Origin of the sequence: Marinobacter sp. MIT932201, from assembly GCF_047123295.1 — a bacterium.
Classification (GTDB): domain Bacteria; phylum Pseudomonadota; class Gammaproteobacteria; order Pseudomonadales; family Oleiphilaceae; genus Marinobacter; species Marinobacter salsuginis.
Genome location: NZ_CP138917.1, coordinates 2,744,879 through 2,766,228, shown reverse-complemented (window position 1 = coordinate 2,766,228; position 21,350 = coordinate 2,744,879). Strand labels below are relative to the sequence as shown.

At 57.4% G+C, this 21,350-nt stretch carries 19 protein-coding genes and 2 tRNA genes; 11 read left to right on the top strand and 10 right to left on the bottom strand.

Annotation, left to right across the window (positions count from 1 at the left end):
* Positions 1 to 24: 24 nt before the first annotated feature.
* From nqrF to sthA, 4 genes are read left to right on the top strand one after another with little or no spacing between them, the layout of a single operon-like run.
* On the top strand, positions 25 to 1,251 hold the full coding sequence (gene nqrF / locus SIC15_RS12635; RefSeq protein ID WP_136629792.1) for an NADH:ubiquinone reductase (Na(+)-transporting) subunit F: 1,227 nt from the start codon (positions 25 to 27) through the stop codon (positions 1,249 to 1,251).
* Between the two features lie 9 nt (positions 1,252 to 1,260).
* Complete coding sequence (locus SIC15_RS12630) at positions 1,261 to 2,310, top strand: FAD:protein FMN transferase (protein WP_412536066.1); 1,050 nt, start codon at positions 1,261 to 1,263, stop codon at positions 2,308 to 2,310.
* 12 nt (positions 2,311 to 2,322) lie between these two features.
* Positions 2,323 to 2,571, top strand: a complete 249-nt coding sequence (nqrM, locus tag SIC15_RS12625; protein ID WP_153633576.1) for a (Na+)-NQR maturation NqrM — start codon at positions 2,323 to 2,325, stop codon at positions 2,569 to 2,571.
* Between the two features lie 58 nt (positions 2,572 to 2,629).
* Complete coding sequence (gene sthA, locus SIC15_RS12620; RefSeq protein ID WP_136629789.1) at positions 2,630 to 4,021, top strand: Si-specific NAD(P)(+) transhydrogenase; 1,392 nt, start codon at positions 2,630 to 2,632, stop codon at positions 4,019 to 4,021.
* A 72-nt stretch (positions 4,022 to 4,093) separates the two neighbouring features.
* Here the strand turns inward: sthA and SIC15_RS12615 are convergent, their stop codons facing one another.
* From SIC15_RS12615 to dusA, 5 genes are all read right to left on the bottom strand, one after another.
* The gene (locus tag SIC15_RS12615; RefSeq protein WP_136629788.1) at positions 4,094 to 4,888 is read right to left on the bottom strand and encodes a glycerophosphodiester phosphodiesterase; all 795 of its coding nucleotides are present in this window, start codon (positions 4,886 to 4,888) and stop codon (positions 4,094 to 4,096) included.
* Positions 4,885 to 6,012, bottom strand: a complete 1,128-nt coding sequence (locus SIC15_RS12610; protein ID WP_136629787.1) for a 3-deoxy-7-phosphoheptulonate synthase — start codon at positions 6,010 to 6,012, stop codon at positions 4,885 to 4,887. The genes SIC15_RS12615 and SIC15_RS12610 overlap by 4 nt, the downstream gene beginning before the upstream one ends.
* Positions 6,013 to 6,023: 11 nt before the next feature.
* Entirely contained in the window at positions 6,024 to 6,473 is a 450-nt protein-coding gene (locus SIC15_RS12605) for a TerB family tellurite resistance protein (protein ID WP_069183251.1), read from the bottom strand.
* 42 nt (positions 6,474 to 6,515) lie between these two features.
* Positions 6,516 to 7,481: a transaldolase gene (gene tal, locus SIC15_RS12600; protein ID WP_412536065.1), complete on the bottom strand. Its 966-nt coding sequence runs from the start codon at positions 7,479 to 7,481 to the stop codon at positions 6,516 to 6,518.
* Positions 7,482 to 7,608: 127 nt separating this feature from the next.
* Positions 7,609 to 8,643: a tRNA dihydrouridine(20/20a) synthase DusA gene (gene dusA / locus SIC15_RS12595; protein ID WP_412536064.1), complete on the bottom strand. Its 1,035-nt coding sequence runs from the start codon at positions 8,641 to 8,643 to the stop codon at positions 7,609 to 7,611.
* Positions 8,644 to 8,934: 291 nt separating this feature from the next.
* On the opposite strand from dusA, the gene SIC15_RS12590 reads away from it, so the two are divergent.
* The gene (locus SIC15_RS12590; RefSeq protein ID WP_412536063.1) at positions 8,935 to 9,708 is read left to right on the top strand and encodes an SDR family oxidoreductase; all 774 of its coding nucleotides are present in this window, start codon (positions 8,935 to 8,937) and stop codon (positions 9,706 to 9,708) included.
* 2 nt (positions 9,709 to 9,710) lie between these two features.
* A complete protein-coding gene (locus SIC15_RS12585) occupies positions 9,711 to 10,625 on the top strand; it encodes an AEC family transporter (RefSeq protein WP_412536062.1) in 915 nt (304 codons plus the stop codon).
* Here SIC15_RS12585 and SIC15_RS12580 read toward each other — a convergent pair.
* Entirely contained in the window at positions 10,602 to 11,600 is a 999-nt protein-coding gene (locus SIC15_RS12580; RefSeq protein WP_412536061.1) for a zinc ABC transporter substrate-binding protein, read from the bottom strand. The genes SIC15_RS12585 and SIC15_RS12580 overlap by 24 nt on opposite strands.
* Positions 11,601 to 11,787: 187 nt before the next feature.
* Between SIC15_RS12580 and gltX the strand changes: the two genes are divergently transcribed.
* The 3 genes from gltX to SIC15_RS12565 all read left to right on the top strand — a co-directional run bounded on the left by gltX (position 11,788) and on the right by SIC15_RS12565 (position 13,544).
* Positions 11,788 to 13,272: a glutamate--tRNA ligase gene (gltX, locus tag SIC15_RS12575; protein ID WP_412536060.1), complete on the top strand. Its 1,485-nt coding sequence runs from the start codon at positions 11,788 to 11,790 to the stop codon at positions 13,270 to 13,272.
* Positions 13,273 to 13,385: 113 nt separating this feature from the next.
* Positions 13,386 to 13,461, top strand: a tRNA-Ala gene (locus tag SIC15_RS12570).
* A gap of 7 nt (positions 13,462 to 13,468) precedes the next feature.
* Positions 13,469 to 13,544 (top strand) — tRNA-Glu (locus tag SIC15_RS12565).
* Positions 13,545 to 13,684: 140 nt separating this feature from the next.
* Here SIC15_RS12565 and SIC15_RS12560 read toward each other — a convergent pair.
* On the bottom strand, positions 13,685 to 14,536 hold the full coding sequence (locus SIC15_RS12560) for a 6-carboxytetrahydropterin synthase (protein WP_069183258.1): 852 nt from the start codon (positions 14,534 to 14,536) through the stop codon (positions 13,685 to 13,687).
* A gap of 21 nt (positions 14,537 to 14,557) precedes the next feature.
* On the opposite strand from SIC15_RS12560, the gene SIC15_RS12555 reads away from it, so the two are divergent.
* Positions 14,558 to 15,313 (top strand): NTP transferase domain-containing protein, encoded by a 756-nt coding sequence (locus tag SIC15_RS12555; RefSeq protein WP_412536059.1) that lies wholly within the window; start codon positions 14,558 to 14,560, stop codon positions 15,311 to 15,313.
* Here the strand turns inward: SIC15_RS12555 and SIC15_RS12550 are convergent.
* The 3 genes from SIC15_RS12550 to SIC15_RS12540 form a co-directional block, all read right to left on the bottom strand.
* The gene (locus tag SIC15_RS12550) at positions 15,273 to 16,367 is read right to left on the bottom strand and encodes a response regulator (RefSeq protein WP_153633568.1); all 1,095 of its coding nucleotides are present in this window, start codon (positions 16,365 to 16,367) and stop codon (positions 15,273 to 15,275) included. The genes SIC15_RS12555 and SIC15_RS12550 overlap by 41 nt on opposite strands.
* A 52-nt stretch (positions 16,368 to 16,419) precedes the next feature.
* Complete coding sequence (locus SIC15_RS12545) at positions 16,420 to 17,739, bottom strand: MORN repeat-containing protein (protein WP_412536057.1); 1,320 nt, start codon at positions 17,737 to 17,739, stop codon at positions 16,420 to 16,422.
* A 115-nt stretch (positions 17,740 to 17,854) separates the two neighbouring features.
* Positions 17,855 to 18,316 (bottom strand): hypothetical protein, encoded by a 462-nt coding sequence (locus tag SIC15_RS12540; RefSeq protein ID WP_069183261.1) that lies wholly within the window; start codon positions 18,314 to 18,316, stop codon positions 17,855 to 17,857.
* 99 nt (positions 18,317 to 18,415) lie between these two features.
* Here SIC15_RS12540 and SIC15_RS12535 point away from each other — a divergent pair, with 99 nt between their 5' ends.
* Positions 18,416 to 21,340, top strand: coding sequence for an insulinase family protein (locus SIC15_RS12535; protein WP_069183262.1), 2,925 nt, complete (start codon positions 18,416 to 18,418; stop codon positions 21,338 to 21,340).
* Positions 21,341 to 21,350: the final 10 nt, after the last annotated feature.

Below are 21,350 nucleotides of genomic sequence, written 5' to 3'. Positions count from 1 at the left end.
TCGGTTTAACGAAAAGGCGAGACCATGAATACAGAAATTATTCTCGGCGTGGTCATGTTCACCGTTATCGTTCTGGCCCTGGTCGCAGTGATTCTTGCGGCCCGGTCCAGGCTGGTAAGCACCGGTGACGTGACCATTGAGATCAACGATGATCCTGAACACACGCTGAAGACCGAAGCCGGCGGCAAGCTGCTCGGTACCCTGGCAAACAGCGGTATTTTCCTGTCCTCTGCCTGTGGCGGCGGTGGTACCTGCGCACAGTGCAAATGCAAGGTGCTGGAAGGCGGCGGTGCCATGCTGCCGACGGAAAAGACCCACTTCACCAACCGTGAAGAGAAAGAAGGCTGGCGTCTGTCCTGCCAGGTTCCTGTGAAACAGGACATGAAGGTTGAAGTGCCGGAAGAGTTCTTCGGCGTCAAGAAGTGGGAATGCGAGGTTATCTCCAACCACAACGTGGCCACCTTCATCAAGGAGCTGGTGCTCAAGCTGCCCGAAGGCGAGGAAGTGGACTTCCGGGCCGGCGGTTATGTTCAGCTCGAGTGCCCTCCCTACGAGATCGACTTCAAGGATTTCGATATCGAGGAAGAGTTCCACGAAGACTGGGACAAGCACAACATCTGGCGTTACAAGGCGATTAACAAGGAAGAGACCATCCGGGCCTATTCCATGGCGAACTACCCGGAAGAGAAGGGTGTTCTCAAGTTCAACATTCGTATCGCCACGCCGCCTCCGGGCACCGATCACCCGCCGGGCATTATGTCCAGCTACGTCTTCAACCTGAAGCCGGGTGACAAGGTAACCGTGATGGGGCCGTTCGGTGAGTTCTTCGCCAAGAAGACCGATGCTGAAATGGTGTTCATCGGCGGCGGTGCCGGTATGGCGCCCATGCGTTCCCATATCTTCGATCAGCTCAAGCGCCTGAACTCAAAGCGCAAGATCAGCTTCTGGTATGGCGCTCGGAGCGTCCGCGAGATGTTCTACGTGGAAGATTTCGACGGTCTGCAGGAAGAGAACGAAAACTTCGAGTGGCACGTTGCGCTGTCCGATGCGCTGCCCGAGGACAACTGGGAAGGGCCGACTGGCTTTATCCATAACGTGTTGTACGAAAACTATCTGAAGGACCACCCTGCTCCGGAAGACTGTGAGTACTACATGTGTGGGCCCCCAATCATGAACGCTTCCTGCATCAAGATGCTCAAGGATCTTGGTGTTGAGGATGAAAACATCATGCTGGATGACTTTGGAGGCTAAGCAGTCCTGATGACATCCCGCATGGTACGACCCGCCAGGGTGGCCCTGGCCAGCGCTTTTACAGCGCTGGTCTTTGCCGTTCTGGCGGGTTGTTCGTTTCAGCCAGAAGAAAAAATCTGGGAAATCTCCGGCCCCGTGTTCGGCACCAGCTACCACATCAATGTCGTATTGACCGAGGATCCGGAGAAGCTCGAAACTCTGGCCAGTGGCATCGATGAGGTGCTTGAAGACGTCGATGCATCAATGTCGACCTGGCGCGATGATTCTGAGCTGTCCCTTTTCAACCAAAGGAACGATCAGTCCGAATGGATTCCCGTTTCAGCCGGGTTGTTTGAGGTGCTCCAGAAAGCCCGGGAGATCTCCTCAATGACTGGCGGCGCTTTTGACGTAACCATCGGTCCGGTTGTGAATCTATGGGGTTTCGGGCCCCAGGCAAGGCCGGAACAGGTGCCGTCGGAGGAATCGCTTGCCATGGCTCTTGCCGCCACTGGCTACGAAAAACTTGAACTGCGGGCAGATCCGCCCGCCGTGCGTGCGACACCGCCGCAATACGTGGATCTTTCGGCGATTGCCAAGGGCTACGGAGTGGATGCGGTAGCCCGTTTCCTGGAAAGCGAGGGTATCGAGGCTTATCTGGTGGAAATTGGCGGCGAGGTTCGGGTAAACGGCCGGAAACCGGATGGCAGCACCTGGCGACTGGCCATCGAGCAACCGGTGTCTGAGGGGCGCGAGGTGAACCGGGTTGTGGCGCTGGAATCCCGTGCTATGGCAACATCGGGCGACTATCGTAACTATTACGAATCGGAAGGGCGTCGCTATTCCCATACAATAGACCCTGAAACCGGTAAGCCGATCGCGCACAGGCTGGCGTCGGTAACCGTTATCGCAGACGACTGTATGACAGCGGACGCCCTTGCGACCGGCTTTAACGTGATGGGCTATGAGCAGGCCAATGAGCTTGCGGTGAGGGAAAACATCCCGGCCTATTTTATTGTCAGGACGGAAGAGGGCTTCGAGACACACCAGACGCCGGCTTTTTCGTCCTACGTGACTCAATGAGGGGAGGGCAATATGGGTACCTTTCTTTTGGTTCTGTTTATTGTAGTGCTGCTGGTTGCAGCCATGTCCATCGGCGTAATTCTGGGCCGCAAGCCCATCAGTGGAACCTGCGGCGGGATTGGCGCGCTCGGTATCAGCCAGTCCTGTGATATCTGCGGCGGCAACACCCAGAAATGCGAAGAAGAAAATGAGCGATTGGCCAACGAGGGCAAAGAGCCCGAGGCGTTGGCTTACGACGCCAGCAATACCAGCAAGCACTGATCTGTTTCTGATAATTACAATCAACTTTTCACGACGTAGATAAGGAGTCACTGCGCGCATGGCAGAACATCATTACGACGTCGTCGTTATCGGCGCCGGCCCGTCCGGCGAAGGCGCGGCGATGAATGCGACGAAACATGGCAAACGTGTCGCGATCATCGAGGACAAGCCTACCGTCGGCGGGAACTGCACTCACTGGGGCACCATCCCTTCCAAGGCGCTGCGCCACTCCGTCAAACAGATCATCACCTTCAACACCAATCAGATGTTCCGGGATATCGGGGAGCCCCGCTGGTTCTCCTTCCCCCGGGTACTTCAGAACGCCCAGAAGGTCATTGGCAAGCAGGTCAAGCTCCGAACCCAGTTCTATTCCCGCAACCGGGTGGATCTGATCAACGGGCGGGCTTTTTTCATCGACCAGAACCGTATTGAGGTCCGTGGCAGCAAGTCCTCCGAGACCCTTCACTTCAAGCAGGCGATTATCGCCACAGGGTCCAGGCCCTATCTGCCGCCAGATGTGGATTTCCGTCACCACCGTATCTACAACTCGGACACCATCCTGAACCTGTCCCATACCCCCAGAACCCTGATTATCTATGGCGCTGGCGTTATCGGCTCAGAATATGCGTCGATTTTTGCAGGGTTGGGCGTGAAGGTGGACCTGATCAACCCGGGTAGCCGGCTGTTGTCGTTCCTGGATGACGAAATTTCCGACGCCCTGAGTTACCACCTGCGCAATAACGGCGTCCTGGTGCGCCACAACGAGCAGTACGAGTCGGTTGTGGGTGATGACCACGGCGTAGTGCTGTCGCTGCAGTCCGGCAAGAAAATCCGTGCGGATGCATTCCTCTGGTGCAACGGGCGCAGTGGCAACACTGAGAAGCTTGGTCTGGAGAACATCGGCCTGGTGCCCAACGGTCGGGGTCAACTGGCGGTTGATGAGCACTACCGCACCGAGGTGGAGAATATCTACGCGGCGGGTGATGTGATCGGCTGGCCGAGTCTGGCAAGCGCGGCTTATGACCAGGGCCGTTCGGCGTCTTCAGACATTGTTGATGACGAGTACTTCCGCTTTGTGTCCGATGTGCCGACCGGGATCTACACCATTCCGGAAATCAGTTCCGTGGGGAAAACCGAGCGTGAACTGACTGAAGCCAAGGTGCCTTACGAGGTTGGACAGGCGTTCTTCAAGGATCTGGCCCGCGCGCAGATCACCGGAGAAGCGGTAGGCATGCTGAAAATCCTGTTCCACCGGGAGACCCGCCAGATTCTGGGTATCCACTGTTTCGGTGACCAGGCAGCAGAAATCGTTCACATCGGCCAGGCGATCATGAATCAGGAAGGAGAGGCCAACTCTCTGAACTACTTCATCAATACAACGTTCAATTACCCGACCATGGCGGAAGCCTACCGGGTTGCCGCATTGAATGGCCTGAATCGAATTTTCTAGGCTGCTATAGAAAACGGGGTCCGGGGAAAGCATCCCTCCGACCCCGTTTTCTTTTGATTCAATCTTTTGCTCTCAACCCGCCGAGACGGCCTCCTGGTTCGGGGTAACTCCATCCTGACTCTGGGGGAGCGACAGCGCCGATCTGGCGCGATTATCGAAAAACATGCGTGTGCTTGTCGGATAATCGGTGATGATGCTGTCCACCCCCATCGCTTCCAGTTGCAACATGTCGTGAATCCGGTTCACGGTCCAGGTGGACACGTGCATACCCCTGCGATGGGCCTGTTCAACCAGCATTTTGGAGCACAGCTTCCAATTGATGCAGAGATAGTCACAGCCAAGCCGGTTTGCCATGCTCAGTGGCCGTGGAAACTTTCGTTCCGCTACGAGGCCGATGCGGATGTTTGTGTTCCGCCTCCGGATCTGTTTCAGAAACCAGGTATCTGACGAGGTTATCGCCACCGTCTGGTAAAGGTTGCGACGCTGGATCACCTCGGTCAGCCGATTGCTCAGGATGTTGAGCCGCTGACGCGTATCCTTCTTGACCTCCAGTTGCAGGTGTTCGATGTCGTCGAACTGATCGAGAAGGTCTTCCAGGGCGGGGATCCCTGTAGGTTTGGGCCAGGAGCTCGTGTTACGACGAGCGTCCATGGCTGCAAGTTCGGCCGCTGTGTACTGGCTGATGCTGCCTTTCTGACTGGTGGTGCGGTCTACCGAAAGGTCATGCACAAGAACCGGCTTGCCGTCCTTTGAGAGCACCAGATCCAGCTCGAAATGCCGGATACCGTGCCGATGAGCATGAACAAATCCCGGGAGGGTGTTTTCCGGGGCTTCTCCCTTTGCGCCTCTGTGTCCGTAGACAATCATTCCGCTGCGTCATCCTTCAGGCGTTGATAAATGGCCTGGCGCTTCTTCCAGGTATCATGGCAAAGGCGAATATCTTCCAGGTAGGCCGGCAATTCTTGCATGAGAAGCGCCTGGGGCCCATCTACAAGCGCCTTTTCCGGTTTGGGGTGGAAGTCCACCAGCACCATGTTGGCGCCCGCTATCACGCCCTGTGCGGTGGCGTGCATGACATCCAGAATTCCGTCTGGAGACTGTTCGCGGCTGCCAACCGAGTGGGACGGGTCTACGCACACCGGCATACGGGTGAGCCGTTTTACCGCAGGCACATGGGCAAAATCCACCATGTTCCGATGCGGCTGCCCAGCTTCGGTTTTCATGCCTCTCAGGCAGAAAATAACATTCGCGTTGCCCTCGCTGGCGAGGTACTCCGCGGCGTTGAGAGATTCGTTCAGGGTAATCCCGAAGCCGCGCTTGAGGAGTACCGGATAGGTGCTCTGGCGGCCGATGGCCTTCAGCAGTTCGAAGTTCTGGGTGTTTCGGGTACCGACCTGCAGCATGACGCCGGTGGGTCTGCCCAGTTTCTCCAGGCAGGTGTCGATTTCCTCGATGTGGCTCTCGTGGGTGATCTCCATGGCGATCACCTTGATACCGTGCTTGCCAGCCTTCTCGAACACCCAGGGCAGGCAGCCCTTGCCGTGCCCCTGGAACGAGTAGGGGTTGGTGCGCGGCTTGTAGGCGCCCATCCGGGTGCAGACTTCGCCGTTGTCCTCAAGGGCCTGCATCATCATTTCGACGTGCTCGGGTACATCGACTGCGCAAAGGCCGGCAAAAATGTTCAGATTGGACTGGTTGAACTCGACACCGTTGTAGGTGAAACCGCTTTGCCGGCGATCATCCCGGTGACGGCCCAGAATACGGTAGTCTTCCGAGATACGAATCGCCCGTTCAACCGCTGGCAAGGCCTCGATCTCTTCCTTGTTCAGGGGTTTGGTATCCCCGAGCAGATAGATTTCGGTCAACCTCTGGGTGGCACCCTGGACCTCGTGAACCCGAACCGTGACGTTCGGGAGATTCTCGAGGTAGTGCATGGTCTGCCTGTATTCCTCGCTGTCCAGAGAGGTATTGGGATGAAGAATCGCTAGCATGCTGTCTCCTTTCAAGAACCGGCGTCTTGCGCCCGGTGCCGCGCCTGCATGAACTCCCGGTGATTAAGATGCAGCAGGTCTGCCATGCGGCGAATAAGATGTTCTTCGTATTTGTCGATGCGACCGTCGGCAAAAGCCACGCGCCAGATACTTTCAAGCAGGGCCTGCTTGCCTTCCTGGTCGAGGTGCTCGTTGATCTGGCCGGTAAATTCATAGAGTGATGTGGCATCGTCTGCGTGGTTCAGCGCATCCTTAAGAATTTCCTCTGCTTCGGCCCGGGTGACCTGGTGCGCTTTCACAGCCCCGTCGACAATGGCCTGTAGCTCGCGTTCGTCCTCGTGCTGGTCGATCCGTGAAACCTGAACCATCAAAGCGGTCGCAGCCACGGCCAGTTGGTGAGAATCCGGTTTCTCGCTCTCAGCTTCCGGTGCCGCAAAGAGTTTTTTCAGGCTCTCGATCATGATCGGACAATCCCACTCCTGTGTTTGGTTTGAGGCCCGGTTTCAGGCGGCCCTGGCGAGCTGCCGAACCCGGTTTTCCAGCTCTATCTGGTCGGCTGTGAACCGGCGAATGCCATCGGCCAGCTTTTCGGTCGCCATGGCGTCCTCGTTGGACTCCCAACGGAACAGCCTTTCGTCAATGGTGCCAAACTGATCCGGTGAGCTGGCGGTATCAGCCACCAGACGACGAGGCAGGTCGCCCTGGTCGTCCTGCAACTCCTGCAGTAGGGCCGGACTGATGGTCAGGCGGTCGCAACCGGCCAGCATCTCGATTTCGCCGGTATTTCTGAAGCTGGCGCCCATCACCACCGTCTTGAAGCCGTTGGCTTTGAAGTAATTGTAGATGCGAGAGACGGACAGCACCCCGGGGTCTTCCGCCGCCGGGTAGCTGTCGCGGCCCGTGCTGGCCAGGTGCCAGTCCAGAATACGACCAACGAACGGAGAGATCAGGAAGGCACCGGCTTGGGCGCAGGCGGCCGCCTGGATGAAGGAAAACAGGAGTGTCAGGTTGCAGCGAATGCCTTCCTTCTCCAGTTGCTCGGCAGCCCGGATACCTTCCCAGGTGGAAGCAATCTTGATCAGCACGCGACTGGTATCGACGCCCTGTTTGTCGTATAGCTCAATCAGGCGGCGGGCTCGCTCCAGCGTGCCGGCGGTATCGAAGGACAACCGGGCGTCGACCTCGGTGGATACCACACCGGGAATCAGGTTCAGGATTTCCCGGCCAGCGAGCACGGCCAGTATATCGGTGGCCATGGTTAATTGCTCGGCGTCTGAGCCGCCATGCCGGCGGGCTTCCGTCACAGCCTTGTCCAACATGGGACGATAAGCATCGGAAGCGGCCGCCTTGAGGAGCAGGGATGGGTTGGTGGTGGCATCTTCCGGCCGCCACTTTGCAATGGCTTCGATATCGCCGGTATCTGCCACTACCGTGGTCATGGTTTTCAGTTGGTCGAGCTTGCTGGTCATTCGTCCTGTCGTCCCGGTTGATCTGTTATTGGTGCGCCCGAATCCCGGGCGCTGGCTATACGCCTACAATAACGGGCTGCTCTGACAGGAACAAGACAACAAAAGGTATGGGGGCAATTGCCTGCGGTTAAGCTTCGGCAATCTCCGGCATTGACGGTTCACGCACCTTTTCTAGCGCGGTCTCGATAACTTCCAGGCCTGCGCCGGTTTTATGGGCGTTCTCACTGATGTAGCGACGGAACTGCCGGCCACCGGGCTGGCCGTGGAACAGGCCCAGCAGGTGTCGGGACATGTGGGTGAGGTATACGCCCCGCTCGAGTTCGCTCTGGATGAACGGAAGCATGGCCCTAAGCGCCTGATGCCGGGTTTCCACCGGCGCTGCCTCCCCGAAAAACTCCGGATCGACACCTGCCAGCAGCCAGGGGTTGTGGTAGGCCTCCCGGCCCAGCATCACGCCGTCGGTATGCCGCAGGTGCTCGTGGCATTCATCGAAGGTCTTTATACCGCCGTTGATGATGATCTCCAGGTGCGGGTATTTCGCTTTCAGCCGATATACCCAATCGTATTTGAGCGGTGGGACTTCACGGTTTTCCTTGGGGCTCAGGCCTTCAAGGATCGCGATTCGGGCATGCACGATAAACGTCCGGCAACCCGCATCAGACACTTTTTCCACGAACTCGCAGAGATCGTCCCAGGACTCCCGGCCATCAATACCGATCCGATGCTTCACAGTGACCGGCAGGTCGGTTGCCTCAATCATGGCCCGAACGCCCTCCGCCACCTTGTCGGGGTGGCCCATCAGACAGGCGCCAATCATGTTGTTCTGCACCCGATCGCTGGGGCAACCGACGTTCAGGTTAACCTCATCAAACCCGTATTGCTGGGCCAGCCCGGCGCAGTGCGCCAGTTCGCCGGCGTCACTGCCGCCAAGCTGAAGGGCCAATGGGTATTCGGCCTCATCGTGGCGCAGAAAACGTGCGGTATCACCGTGGATCAACGCCCCTGTGGTGACCATCTCGGTGTAGAGTAGGGTGTTCCGGCTGAGCTGGCGCGCCAGATAACGGTAGTGGCTGGTGGTCCAATCCATCATCGGGGCCACGCAGAAGCGGCGGGAGAGGCCCGGTTCGGTCATTGCGGCGGCTTGTGATGGTATTGCTGGCATTGCGGTTACCTGATCGACTGATTGGCTGGTGCAGCTAATCATTACGTTGCTGTTTGGGCCCTAGTTTAACAGGGTTGCCCAGCAGATTTCCGTAGGGCTTTGGCGAAATGCCCAAGTTACCCCATGCCTCAAAGGATAAGCCGGCGAGAGTGGCGATTGAGGTCTCTAAAAACGTTGCGCGTTGGCCTCATATATTCAATAGCTATTACATCTTGTCGTGGAACAGACCATATAAGCCATGGGAAACTGCCAATCCTTTGTTCGGCAATGAAAAGATAAAGGAAAGTAACCTTGACCAAATCCATTTTCATCACCGGCGCAGGTGCCGGAATTGGCCTTGAAACAGCACGCCTGTTCGCGTCAAAAGGCTGGTTTGTCGGTGCGGCAGACCGTGACCCGAGGGCCCTGGAAAATCTGCAGGCCGAACTGGGTGAGAGGGTATGCTCAACTCATGTCGTCGATGTGACTGATGAAAAGGCGGTCGCTGAGGCCCTGTCAGAATTCGCAGAATTAACCGGGGGAACCATCGATGCACTGCACAACAACGCCGGCATTTTGAGAGTAGGTCCGTTCGAAAGCATCGACATTCAAGACCATCGCGCGATCGTTGAAATCAATGTGATTGGCCTGATGAATGTTCTGTACGCAGCTTTTCCCTACCTCAAGGGTGCCTCCGGTGCAGTGGTTGTGAACATGAGTTCTGCTTCAGCGGCTTATGGTACACCGGATTTCGCCTCCTATTCCGCCAGCAAGCACGCGGTGAGAGCCATGACCGAGGCCCTTGATATCGAATGGCAAGCTCATGGCATTCGCGTCTGCGATCTGATGCCCCCCTTTGTGAACACGGCGATGGTTCAGGCCAACGTCGGAGGGTCGCGTTTGTTTGATAGCCTGGGCGTTAATCTGGCGCCGTCTGAAGTTGCCGCCGAGGTCTGGAAGCAGGTCGCTTCGCCTCAACTTCACAGGGCGGTTTCCGGTCAGTTCAAGATCCTATGGCCAATTGCCCGCTCGGCGCCCACGGCAGTGACCCGTGCCGTGATGAAAAAACTGCGGCGGAGCTCATAGATATGCCTCTGATGGTGCAGGCCCTGCTGCCCGTATTTGTCCTGATCATGCTCGGGCATGTGTTCCGGCGTATTGATTTTCCTGGTGGCGATTTCTGGCCGCAGGCGGAGCGCTTTACCTACTACGTGCTGTTCCCGGCCATGCTTGTTTTCAAGCTGGGGCAGGCGCGGTTGCCGGCTTCCGCCTATGGCGATATTGCCTTGCTGATCGGGGCCATGCTGATCGCGATGACGTTGGTTCTGGCATTTGCCCAATGGTTCTGGGGCTGGTCCGGGCCGGTCTTCTCGTCGGTTTACCAGGGGGCAATCCGGTTCAATTCCTATGTGGGGCTGGCGGCTGGCGGCATGCTGCTGGGGGATCAGGGACTTTCGTTGACCGCAATTGCCGTGGCCATCATGGTGCCGTTGCTGAACCTGCTCTGCATACTGATGTTCTCGCTGGTGGCCGCGGAAGGGCCGGTGAGGCTGGTGCCGGTCTTCAAGGCGATTGTGACCAATCCGCTGATCGTAGGCTCGGTGATTGGTGTGGTCTGGAGCTTTTTCGAGATCGGATTCCATCCGCTGATCGGCGGCATTCTCGAGCCGCTCAGTAATCTGGCGTTGCCGATGGGACTGATGACGGTCGGTGCCGGGCTTCAATTGAAAGCCCTGCGAGGTGCGTCCCTGCCATTTATTGTCGCGTCTACGTTGAAGCTGATCGGGTTTCCGATGATGACCGCCGGACTGGCAATGTTGCTGGGGCTCGAAGGAATGCTGGTGCAGGTGGCGGTTCTATTGGCAGCGCTCCCCACGGCCACCTCTGCCTACATCCTGGCGCGGCAACTGGGTGGTGATGCCCCCTTGATGGCGGGCATCATCAGTGGCCAGACCTTGCTGGCCATCGTCACCATTCCGTTAATGCTCAGTATCCTCTGGTAGGCAGTTGAGTACCGCGTCGACAATGCTGTGCTGGAAGTTGTTGTAGCCCTGGGCCGTTGCCTCGATATCGGTGGCAAGGGGGTCCCAGGTGCTGAAGGTGACGTTCAAATTCTCCGTGATCGAACGCCACCACTGCCGGTTAAACTGCGGTTCGGTCAGCAGGCATGGGTGGTTGGCGTTGCGTAGTTTTTCCTGCACCTCCGCGATATGCCGTGCCCCCGGCGACAGCTCCGGGTTCAGGGTCAGAACGCCCTCGAGTTTGAGTTCATAGTGTTCGGCAAACCGGGTAAAGGCGTCGTGATAGGCGAACAGGCTGATGTCGTGGGCCGGTGCAAGGCGGTCGCGAATATTGGCATCGGTTTCTCGAACGCTGGCTTTGAACAGCTCGAAATTCTCGTTTAACGCGCCAGCGTCAACACCTTCCAGTTTTGAGAGAGCATCGCGGACCGTCCCGGCCATTTCGATGGCCAGTTCGGGATCCAGCCAGATGTGCGGGTCTTCGCCGTCTCCGTGATCATGGCCGTGTCCATGTCCCTCGTTGTGGTGCTCTTCCTTCTTGGTCTGCTCTTCATGAGCAGGGCCATGGTGATCGTCCGCGTGGTCGTCGTGGGCGTGTTCATCGTGGGTAACTTCTGCGGGTTCGTCTTCGGCATCCATGAGCGCGACCGTTCGACCACTGAATTCTTGCCCGGCCAGGAGGCGATTAAGGAAGGTTTCCATGTCGGGCCCGACCCAGAAAATCACGTCGGCGTTTTCCAGTGCCCGACGCTGGGATGGCTTCATGGTGTAGTTGTGGGGGCTGGAGCCAGGTGGAACCAGGGTGGTCGTCTGCATGTCGTCCGTTGCGATGGCGCTGACAATCAGTTCAACCGGTTTGATGGAGGTAACGATACGGGTCTCGGCTTGAAGTGCGCCGCTGATCAAAAGGGTGCCGGCACCGAGTGCCAGAGAAAGTGCTTTTCCGGGAACGCGCATGATAGATGAGATCCTGCAATGCCATTGTGTAATGTTATAATGTAACAAATTGGTGTGGGGTCGGCAAAAGAAACTTTCTACTGGCAGTCTATGGTGCGCCTGTTAACTTGCTGATCATGCGAAACCTGACGATGGCCGGTATAATGCCCGCTTTACAAAACGGCCACCGATTTTTCAGGAAGGTTTCATGACTGTACGTACCCGAATTGCTCCGTCACCTACGGGTGACCCTCACGTTGGTACCGCCTACGTGGCCCTGTTCAACCTGTGTTTTGCCCGTCAGCACGGCGGGCAGTTCATCCTGCGTATCGAAGATACTGACCAGGCCCGCAGTACTGCGGAGTCCGAGCAGGACATTCTAAAGGCGCTTCGCTGGCTTGGTCTGAACTGGGACGAAGGCCCCGATGTCGGTGGTCCTCACGGCCCCTATCGCCAGTCCGAGCGCAAGCACTCCTACCGCCAGTATGCCGAGGACCTGGTCACGGCCGGGCACGCGTTTTACTGCTTCCGCACACCGGAAGAGCTTGAAGCCATCCGTGAAGAACGCAAGGCCCAGGGGCTGAATCCGGGCATCAAGGGCAATCTGGAGTTGCCTGAGGATGAAGTGAAGCGCCGCCTTGATGCAGGCGAGCCATATGTGATTCGCATGAAAGTGCCCGATGAGGGCGTCTGCGAGATCGACGACATGCTTCGGGGCACCATTGAGATCGACTGGGCTCAGGTGGACTGCCAGATTCTTCTCAAGTCCGATGGCATGCCCACCTATCACCTGGCGAATGTGGTTGATGATCACCTGATGGAAATCACCCACGTTCTGCGTGGAGAGGAGTGGATCAACTCGGCGCCCAAACACAAGCTGCTGTATCAGTATTTTGGCTGGGAGATGCCGGTGCTCTGTCACCTGCCGCTGTTGCGTAATCCGGACAAGAGCAAGCTGTCCAAACGCAAGAACCCCACCAGCATCAACTTCTATGAGCGCATGGGTTTTCTGCCTGAGGCTGTGACCAATTACCTGGGGCGTATGGGCTGGTCAATGCCGGACGAGCGGGAAAAGTTCACCCTGGACGAGATGATCGAGAATTTCGACATCCAGCGTGTTTCCCTTGGTGGCCCGGTGTTCGATGTGGAGAAACTTCGCTGGCTGAACGGCCAGTGGCTGCGTGAAGAGCTGACCGAAGAGCAGTTCATGGAGCGCATGCGCCAGTGGTGGTTCAACGAGGATGCCCTGCGTGCTCTGGTGCCCCACATCAAGGGCAGGGCAGAGGTATTTTCGGATGTGGCGCCCATGGCTCAGTTCATGTTCTCCGGTATGCTCAACCTGAAGCCGGAAGACTTTGCCCACAACAAACTGGAGGAAGCTCAGGTCAAGCGGGTTCTGCAGTTTACATTGTGGAAGCTTGAAGCCCAGCGCCATTGGAGCAAGGAAACCATCTTCGCGGACATCAAGGCCCTGGCCAAGGCCATGGAGCTGAAGATGGGTGATTTCATGTTCTCTATCTTTGTGGCGGTGGCTGGTACGCCGAACTCCTGGTCCGTGATGGATTCCATGGCGCTTCTGGGCCCGGACATGACCCGTTCAAGGCTTCGGCATGCGCTGGAAGTTATGGGTGGCTTTTCCAAGAAAGAAACAAAGAAAGTTGAAAAGGAATACGCGGCTCTGGGTATTCATTGACCGCTTTGGTGAATTAATAAACGGCTCGAACAGGGATGTTCAGAAAACTGAAAAAAAGTGTGATTCAGAGGTTGACGCCCATAGGGCGGATCCTTAATATACGCAGCCGTTGAGGGGCCATAGCTCAGCTGGGAGAGCGCAACACTGGCAGTGTTGAGGTCGGCGGTTCGATCCCGCCTGGCTCCACCAATTTCTAGTCCCCTTCGTCTAGTGGCCTAGGACTCCGCCCTTTCACGGCGGCAACAGGGGTTCGAACCCCCTAGGGGACGCCAATTAGGCTTTTCGGTTTAGTCCACCGGAAAGCCATCAAAAAAACCGCCTTCGGGCGGTTTTTTTTGTGCCTGTAAAAATGGGGTCAGAAGAAAAGTTCTTCTGACCCCATTTTCATCTGACCCCGCATTCACGATCTCAATCAACGCTCCGCAATGGCCCCTTTGCCAACACCTTCATAGGCCTTCACCCGGATGGTGTCTGTCGCAAACTCCACCTTGAGCTTGTCAGCCATGTGGGCGGCAATCAGCTCTACCGTCGTGTCGGTATCCAGCATGTACACGCGCTCCTCTGGCAGGGTCAGCGCAAACTCGCCCTGGTTGGCTTCGTATTCGAAGGTCACATAGCGAACGCCGTCTTCACCCACATGCCGACGCACCACATCTTCTTCTGAACCCACGTAGATGTCGCGCCAGAGTTTCGCCCAGCGGCGTTCCAGGTCGTAATCGCGATGCCCGTTACGGTCGATACGGATCGGCGAGCGGTGACCGTGGGCGATGCGCTGGCAGTTGCCCAGGTGTTTCTTCAGGCCGTGCACGTAGTGATAGTAGGCGCCGTCGATTTCTTCTTCCCGGAGGTTGATCTCCACGGAAATTACATTGGCGGGAAGCACCGCCTTGATTTCCTGTTCCAGCAGCGAGGCAACAGCTGATGGCACAACCCGGTCGGCGGACAGCCAGACGATGGCTTCGTCCGGCGACCGGTGAGTGATCTGGCTGCCATCGGTCAGCGACCAGTTGAAGGTGTCTGGCTCTTCCTCGTTCCATGACAATCCGTGGTAACCTCGGGGAATGACCAGGCGATGGTCCACTCGCTCATCAATGACCCGCTTGATGGTGCGTTTTACGTTGCTGAAGTCGAACACCATACCCTGTTCGTCCAGCTCCCCGCCAAGCACCACATCCGCAATCCAGCTTTCACCCACCAACCCCCGGGTCGGGTCGAGGTAAGCGAAATCGATAACGGTCAGGTTGTCTACAAACAGATGGTTCATCAAATTTCCAGGCGGGTATGATTGATTGATGGCGGAATTCTAGCAAAAATCATCGAATACAGCAGTCTGGCGGATTCCCCGGGCTCCATTTCTTACTGTACGGGTTTCATCATCTTAAACTTCGACAAGCTCAACGATCAGCAATTCCCGGTACTGGTACTGGCTGCCGGTGTCTCCAGCCGCCTTGGCCGGCCCAAAGTCCTGTTGCCTCTGGGCCCCCGGGATCCGGAGGTAACCGATTCCCGCAACCGTATTCTCCTGGATGCAGCCATTGGCCAGGGCCGAGTATTGAGCCCGGACGTCCGGGTTGTGTGCGGTGCCTGGTACCCCTTGATCCGCTTTCGTTGCCGACGCCAGCCATCGTTATGGCTGAGAGCGCCGGATTGGCAGCATGGGATTTCAGCGTCGCTGTCTGCAGGGCTTCGAAGCCTGGGGCCCGCTGCGAAAGGGGCTTTCGTTCTGGTGGCGGACCAACCGTTATTGGATCTGAATGCCCTTGAGGCTTTTGGCAAGGCCGCGCGCTATGTGCCGGATCAGCCGATTGCCGCAGATTATGGGGGGCGGCCGGGCGTGCCTGCCTACCTTCCACGCTGGCTCTGGCCTCTGGTGCTTGATCTGGAGGGGGATAAGGGCGCTGGGCAGCTGCTGGCAGAGATGCGGGCCACCCGGGTCGATATTCCGGGGGTCCACGACGATGTGGACACCCCGGCAGACTGGCGCAGAATCCGGGCGCTGCTTAGCCGAAAAGGCCTGACAGCCAGGCAATCCCGACGCTGAAGATCCCGAGGCTTACGGCAAGACCAATGGTGTAGACTCGAGAGGCTGCAGAACGCTGTTGGGCAACGAACAGATCGATTGTCCGCTGGGCGATGTCTTCAGCGGTTTCCCGGGAAATTTCATGGGCCTGCTGAATGGCCTCGGATTGAAGGGTCTGCCAGAACTCGGTATCGATCGTCTGAACGCTGGTGATGTGATCTTTCAGCTCAGCCATATGATCGCTGGTAAAGCCGGAATTCTTTTTCAGCTCCTTCTTGAGAACTGCCAGCTCGCTGCCGAGGTTGAGATTGACTTCGGCGGCGACGTCGTCGCGCAGGCTTCTGGTTCGCTCCTCGACCATTTCAGTCACTGCGTTCAGGCGCTCCTCGATAGCCGCGTCCTGCTTGCTGCGAGACTCGTCCAGCGCGCGCTTCAGGTGGTCGAACTGTTCATCAAAGAGCGAGCTGAGCAGTTCATGCAGCCGATTGTTGATGTGGGTTTTGACCGCAGAACGGGCAATCTGCTCGATAAGCTCGCTGGTCAGGGGAACCACGTTGGCCTGAGGGTTACCACGACCGGCGGAATCGCCTGTTTTGGGAGACAGTTCCACCGAAGCATCCGCCGGTACGTTCAGTAATTCATCCTCGTCGACGTAGGCGGACGCTGATTCAGTGGGCGGTTCTGGCAGGGTTCCCCCTGTGACATCGCTGGCCAGTTGGTCCAGAACTTCTTTGAGTCCTTCGGTTTGTGGCGGCTTGGTCAGGATGTTGTAGACACCAAAGTTTCGCGCCTCTTCCATAAACGAGGACGATTTCTTGGATGTGCACATGATGATGGGAATGCTGGCGGTCTCCGGATTGCCCTTGATGGCCTTGGTGGCCTCAACGCCATTCATTCCGGGCATCAGATGGTCCATGAAGATGACATCCGGGCGGCCATGGCTGTTGAGGAAATCCAGGGCCTCTTCGGCCGAGCCAGCCATGTTGACTTCCATATCGCGACTCTCCAGCAGTTTGCTCAGGGCAAATCGTGCCACCTTGGAGTCATCTACCAGCAGAGCGTTTTTGATCGCCATGTCACTACCTCAATCGTTTACTGCAAACGCGTTTGTTATCGGGCTGCCGGGATTACCAGCCTTCCAGTTTCGGGCACTCTGTGGCCCGGTAGCTCTTGTCCCGATAACAGACACCGGGTTCAGTGGTTCGGGCAGTGAAAATCTCCCCTGCCGCCGTGGTCAGGCGCACCTGTCCGTAAGGCTCGCCATGACGGAAAGTGGCTTCGATTGAACTGCCGTTGGGGTTTTTCAGCAAACCCCTGCCATGAAACTTCCCTTCGATGTACTGACCTTCGTATTTCTTGCCACTGGCGAAGACCTCGGTTCCTGTGCCGTGGAAAGCGCCGTTGGAAAATTCGCCTTCGTAGTGCCTTCCATCGGGGTAGGTCAGTGTGCCACTGCCATGAAATTCGTTGTTCCGGAATCCGCCCACATAGAGCATGCCGTCCGCAGTGGTCAGGGAACCGTGGCCATTGAGTTGCCCGTCCTGCCAGTGTCCGGTCAGTATGTCTCCGTTTGCCAATGTCAGGGTGCCTTTGCCATTGAACTGGTCGGTCCGGAATTCTCCTGAGTACCTGGACCCGTCAGCGCTGCGCCATTCGCCTTCGCCCTCGCGTTGTCCGGCAGCCCAGTCTCCCTCGTAGCGGCTGCCGTCTGGATACCAGGCGGTGCCCTGACCGTGGAATTCACCGTCCACGAAGTGGCCTTCGTAGCGCAGGCCGTCCGCATCCTGATAGGTGCCGTCACCGGTTTTCACGCCGCCGACCCAGGTCCCGTCCCGGAAATTTACCGTGGTAAAGGCTTCCAGTTCGCCCACCAGGGTCATCTCGTTGCCGGCTTCAAGGGCCACCGTGCGATTCCAGGGCTTGAAGCCGGGCTTGCTGATAGTGACCTCATACCGGCCCGGGTCCAGCTCCAGGTCCAGGCGAGTGGCGCCGTATTGCTTTCCGTTTATCGTCACCTGATCGCCGACCACATTGGAGCGGAGCACCAGCAGAGCCTGCGTTGGTCGCTCTGGCTGCTGTTGTTTTGCCAGTTTTTCCCGGGTTGCCTTGGCTGTGTCAGTCCGGGTTGCCATGGCTGCCGGCGGTTCAGCCACTGCCAGAACCTCCGGATTCTCAGGCATGGGCGGAATGGTGAACGGGGTGGCGTCGACCACGGGCGCGTTGGATTGCTGGGGAGCTGGCTCCGGTATGGTGGGCGCCGTGGCGGCAGGTTCAGGCGGCGCGCTGATCTCTGATTCATCAGGGCCGGATGTGATCACCTGCTCGACGGCGGGTGGCTCGAAGGTTTCCGTCATTCGAAGGTCATCCCGCACGGATGCGAACCCGGCGGTAACCAACAGCATAAGTGCCAGGGCATTTATGAACAGAAGCGGTCTGAAATCGACCATGACGGAACCTCGTGATCCTGCATTCTTGGAATTCTGTCTACCGCTTCATCTTACCCAGTGACTGCAACACTATGTAACAGAAAGTGTCCGGCAGTTACCGAGAATGCAGGCCAAATCACACTTTATCCGGAAGCTGATCATGGTTGAGTTGTTCCCATGATCTCATGTACACGTCGGCTTCGTATTCATAGGGTGATTTGAAGGGGGTCAGCACGAAGTCAAATACCAGGAAGAAGAACCCGATGGAGGCCCAGGCGATGACCAGTGTACTGATGGTGGTCGCTTGCACCTCTGGATTGGAATCAACGAAATCCTGCAACAGTGGGATCAGATCTGAAGCCAGCACAACGGGATTGAAGCTGGCCATCACAAATGGAACCCAGAAAGCGATAAAAACCGGGAAAAATCCAAAAGACCAGAGCAGGCGACGCAGCAGGTATATGGCAACTTCCCGCCAGAAGCGCTGTCTGATTTCCGGTACCTTCCGGATCCGGTCAAGGTAATTTCGTCGTTCTGCCCAATAAGCGGCGACTTCCGGAGCGTCAACTGCCTTTGTCTGAGGAGCGGGAGTTGTCATGGACGGCGAGGTACCCTTTAGCTACTGGAGTGATGCATGATAAGCGATACTACGTGTTACCCTACAATTCTCCAATTGTTTAAAGACAGGATAGTTTGAATGGCTGCAGTGATCGACAACGCAACCCATCCGGCCTTTGAGAAGCTTCGCAGTCACCGGATCGACACGCTCAACCTTGAGGTTGAGGAGTATCGTCACAGGAAAACCGGCGCCCGGCACCTGCACCTGGCCGCAGATAACGACGAGAACGTATTTTTCGTGGCGCTTCGAACCTTCCCGATGGATTCCACCGGCGTTGCTCACATTCTCGAGCATACCGCGCTTTGCGGCAGTGAGCGTTTTCCGGTTCGCGACCCATTCTTCATGATGATCCGGCGGTCGCTGAACACCTTCATGAATGCCTTTACCAGCAGCGACTGGACTGCCTATCCGTTCGCCAGCATGAACCGGAAAGACTTCGACAATCTGCTGTCGGTCTACCTCGATTGCGTGTTTTTCTCCAAGCTTGACCCACTGGATTTTGCCCAGGAGGGTCACCGCCTGGAATTCGACAAACCCGAGGATCCCTCGACCGATCTGGTCTATCGGGGCGTTGTCTACAACGAGATGAAAGGCGCGATGAGTTCGCCGACCTCCCAGCTGTGGCAGAACCTGAGCAGCCATCTGTTCCCGACCACGACCTATCACTACAACAGTGGTGGTGAGCCGGACCACATCGTTGACCTCAGTTACGACGACCTGCTTCAGTTCTATCGCCATCATTACCACCCCAGCAATGCGATATTTGCCACGTACGGCAATATCCCGGCTCATGAGCATCATGAAAAGTTTGAAGAGCTGGCACTGAAACGTTTTGACCGACTGGATATTGATCTGCCGGTCCGCGACGAGAAGCGCATGTTTGCGCCCGTTCGTGTGGAGCAGGGCTACGCCGTGAACGAGGGTGAGGGTACCGACAACAAGACCCACATCGTGGTGGGGTGGCTTCTGGGCCACAGCTTTGATCTTCAGGAGAACCTGGAGGGGCAGCTGTTGTCCGCCGTTCTGCTTGAAAACAGTGCCTCGCCGCTGATGCGGGCCCTGGAAACCACAGATCTGGGGCATGCACCGTCGCCCATGTGCGGGCTGGAAGATTCCAACCGTGAGATGACCTTTGTCTGTGGCATCGAAGGCAGCGAACCCGACAAGCACAAGGATCTGGAAGCGCTGCTCGAATCCACGCTTCTGAAGGTGGTGGAGGAAGGCGTCAGCGAGGAACGTCTCGAGGCCATCCTGCATCAGCTCGAACTGCACCAGCGGGAAATCGCTGGAGACCAGTTCCCGTACGGTCTGCAACTGATCATGAGCGCCATCGCACCCATGGTGCACGGTGGTGATCCTGTTGAACTGCTCGACCTGGAGCCGGTGCTGGCAACGCTCCGGGAGAAAATTCGGGATCCGCAGTATGTGCCAAACCTGATCCGCCGCAAGCTACTGGAGAACCCACACCGGGTCACTTTGACCCTGCGACCGGACGAAAAGCTCGAGTCCCGCCGGCAGGAGGCTATCCGTGAAGCCCTGGCCCGTCGCAAGGCCGAGCTGACCGACGAAGAAGTCCGGATGATCGTGGATCGGGCCAAGGCTCTGGAAGAGCGCCAGATGCACAAGGATGACGATTCCATCCTGCCAAAAGTGGATCTGTCCGACGTGCCCCTGCAGATGCCAGAGCCGGAAGGGCGTTATGACGGCGATATCTCGGCGACGGTTTATGCCCGTGGCACCAACGGTCTGGTATACGAACAGATTATTGTCCCGGTTCCGGCTCTGACAGAAGAAGAGCTTCTGCTGGTGCCTTATTACACCACCCTGATTTCCGAAGTGGGCTGTGGTGATCTGGACTACCTGCAGATGCAGGATCGTATTTCTGCGGAATCCGGTGGTATCGGGGCGGCGTTCAGCGCCAAAGGCCGTATTGATGATGTTCAGGATTTGTCCGGATACATCATCTTTAATGGCAAGGCGCTGGCCCGTAACCGCAGTGAGTTGACCCGTCTTCTGCGGGATGTCTACACCAGCGCCCGCTTTGACGAGAAAGAACGGATCCGGGAAATTATTGCCCAGATTCGGGCTCGTCGAGAGCAGGCGGTGACCGGCAGTGGTCATGCGCTGGCCATGGGCGCGGCGTCTCAGGGCATGAGCCCGGGAGCCTGGCTGTCTTTCCGGCTCGGTGGTCTTGCCGGTATTCGCGGTACCAAGCAGCTGGATCAGGCCCTGAAGGATCCGGAGGAGCTGGCGGCTCTGTGTGACGGACTGTCTGCGTTGCATGAGAAAATTCGCAACCAGGGGCGTGAGTTCCTGGTGATCGGTGAGGACGAGCAGCTTCCGGCGATGGTTGATGACCTGAAGTCCTGCTGGCGCGATGCTTCCGAAGCAGCCGTTTCTGACTGGAAAATGGAGTCGGTCAATTACACCACCCGCGAGGCGTGGCTGACCTCTACCCAGGTCAACTTCTGTTCCAAAGCCTACAGCACGGTAGCGGTGGACCATCCGGATGCGGCGGCACTGACCGTGCTTGGTGGTTTCCTGCGCAACGGTTATTTACACCGTGCCATCCGTGAAAAGGGCGGTGCTTACGGTGGTGGCGCTGGCCAGGACAGCGTGAATGGTACCTTCCGGTTCTTCTCCTACCGGGATCCGCGCCTGGAGGAAACGTTGGACGATTTCGATGCGGCCCTGGCGTGGTTGCAGGACAACGACCATGATTATCAGGAGCTTGAAGAGTCGATTCTTGGTGTGATTGGCCAACTCGACAGGCCCCGGTCCCCGGCCGGTGCAGCTCGGCATGCTTTCCACAACAAGCTGTTTGGCCGCACCCTGGAACAGCGGGCGAGGTTCCGGGAGCGAGTGCTGTCGGTCACACTGGACGACCTGAAGCGCGTCGCCAGAACCTGGCTGGTGCCCGAAAAAGCCAGTACCGCAGTGGTAACCAGCCCGGAGAATCGGGCCAGGGCCGAGAAACTTGGGTTGGCTATCGAAGAACTCTAGAGCCCGGCTT

What these genes read in the sequence shown, in the direction of transcription:
- nqrF (WP_136629792.1), top strand. Translation starts at nt 25, where the DNA reads ATGAATACAGAAATTATTCTCGGCGTGGTCATGTTCACCGTTATCGTT.
- SIC15_RS12630 (WP_412536066.1), top strand. Translation starts at nt 1,261, where the DNA reads ATGACATCCCGCATGGTACGACCCGCCAGGGTGGCCCTGGCCAGCGCT.
- nqrM (WP_153633576.1), top strand. Translation starts at nt 2,323, where the DNA reads ATGGGTACCTTTCTTTTGGTTCTGTTTATTGTAGTGCTGCTGGTTGCA.
- sthA (WP_136629789.1), top strand. Translation starts at nt 2,630, where the DNA reads ATGGCAGAACATCATTACGACGTCGTCGTTATCGGCGCCGGCCCGTCC.
- SIC15_RS12615 (WP_136629788.1), bottom strand. Translation starts at nt 4,888, where the DNA reads ATGATTGTCTACGGACACAGAGGCGCAAAGGGAGAAGCCCCGGAAAAC.
- SIC15_RS12610 (WP_136629787.1), bottom strand. Translation starts at nt 6,012, where the DNA reads ATGCTAGCGATTCTTCATCCCAATACCTCTCTGGACAGCGAGGAATAC.
- SIC15_RS12605 (WP_069183251.1), bottom strand. Translation starts at nt 6,473, where the DNA reads ATGATCGAGAGCCTGAAAAAACTCTTTGCGGCACCGGAAGCTGAGAGC.
- tal (WP_412536065.1), bottom strand. Translation starts at nt 7,481, where the DNA reads ATGACCAGCAAGCTCGACCAACTGAAAACCATGACCACGGTAGTGGCA.
- dusA (WP_412536064.1), bottom strand. Translation starts at nt 8,643, where the DNA reads ATGCCAGCAATACCATCACAAGCCGCCGCAATGACCGAACCGGGCCTC.
- SIC15_RS12585 (WP_412536062.1), top strand. Translation starts at nt 9,711, where the DNA reads ATGCCTCTGATGGTGCAGGCCCTGCTGCCCGTATTTGTCCTGATCATG.
- SIC15_RS12580 (WP_412536061.1), bottom strand. Translation starts at nt 11,600, where the DNA reads ATGCGCGTTCCCGGAAAAGCACTTTCTCTGGCACTCGGTGCCGGCACC.
- gltX (WP_412536060.1), top strand. Translation starts at nt 11,788, where the DNA reads ATGACTGTACGTACCCGAATTGCTCCGTCACCTACGGGTGACCCTCAC.
- SIC15_RS12560 (WP_069183258.1), bottom strand. Translation starts at nt 14,536, where the DNA reads ATGAACCATCTGTTTGTAGACAACCTGACCGTTATCGATTTCGCTTAC.
- SIC15_RS12550 (WP_153633568.1), bottom strand. Translation starts at nt 16,367, where the DNA reads ATGGCGATCAAAAACGCTCTGCTGGTAGATGACTCCAAGGTGGCACGA.
- SIC15_RS12545 (WP_412536057.1), bottom strand. Translation starts at nt 17,739, where the DNA reads ATGGTCGATTTCAGACCGCTTCTGTTCATAAATGCCCTGGCACTTATG.
- SIC15_RS12540 (WP_069183261.1), bottom strand. Translation starts at nt 18,316, where the DNA reads ATGACAACTCCCGCTCCTCAGACAAAGGCAGTTGACGCTCCGGAAGTC.
- SIC15_RS12535 (WP_069183262.1), top strand. Translation starts at nt 18,416, where the DNA reads ATGGCTGCAGTGATCGACAACGCAACCCATCCGGCCTTTGAGAAGCTT.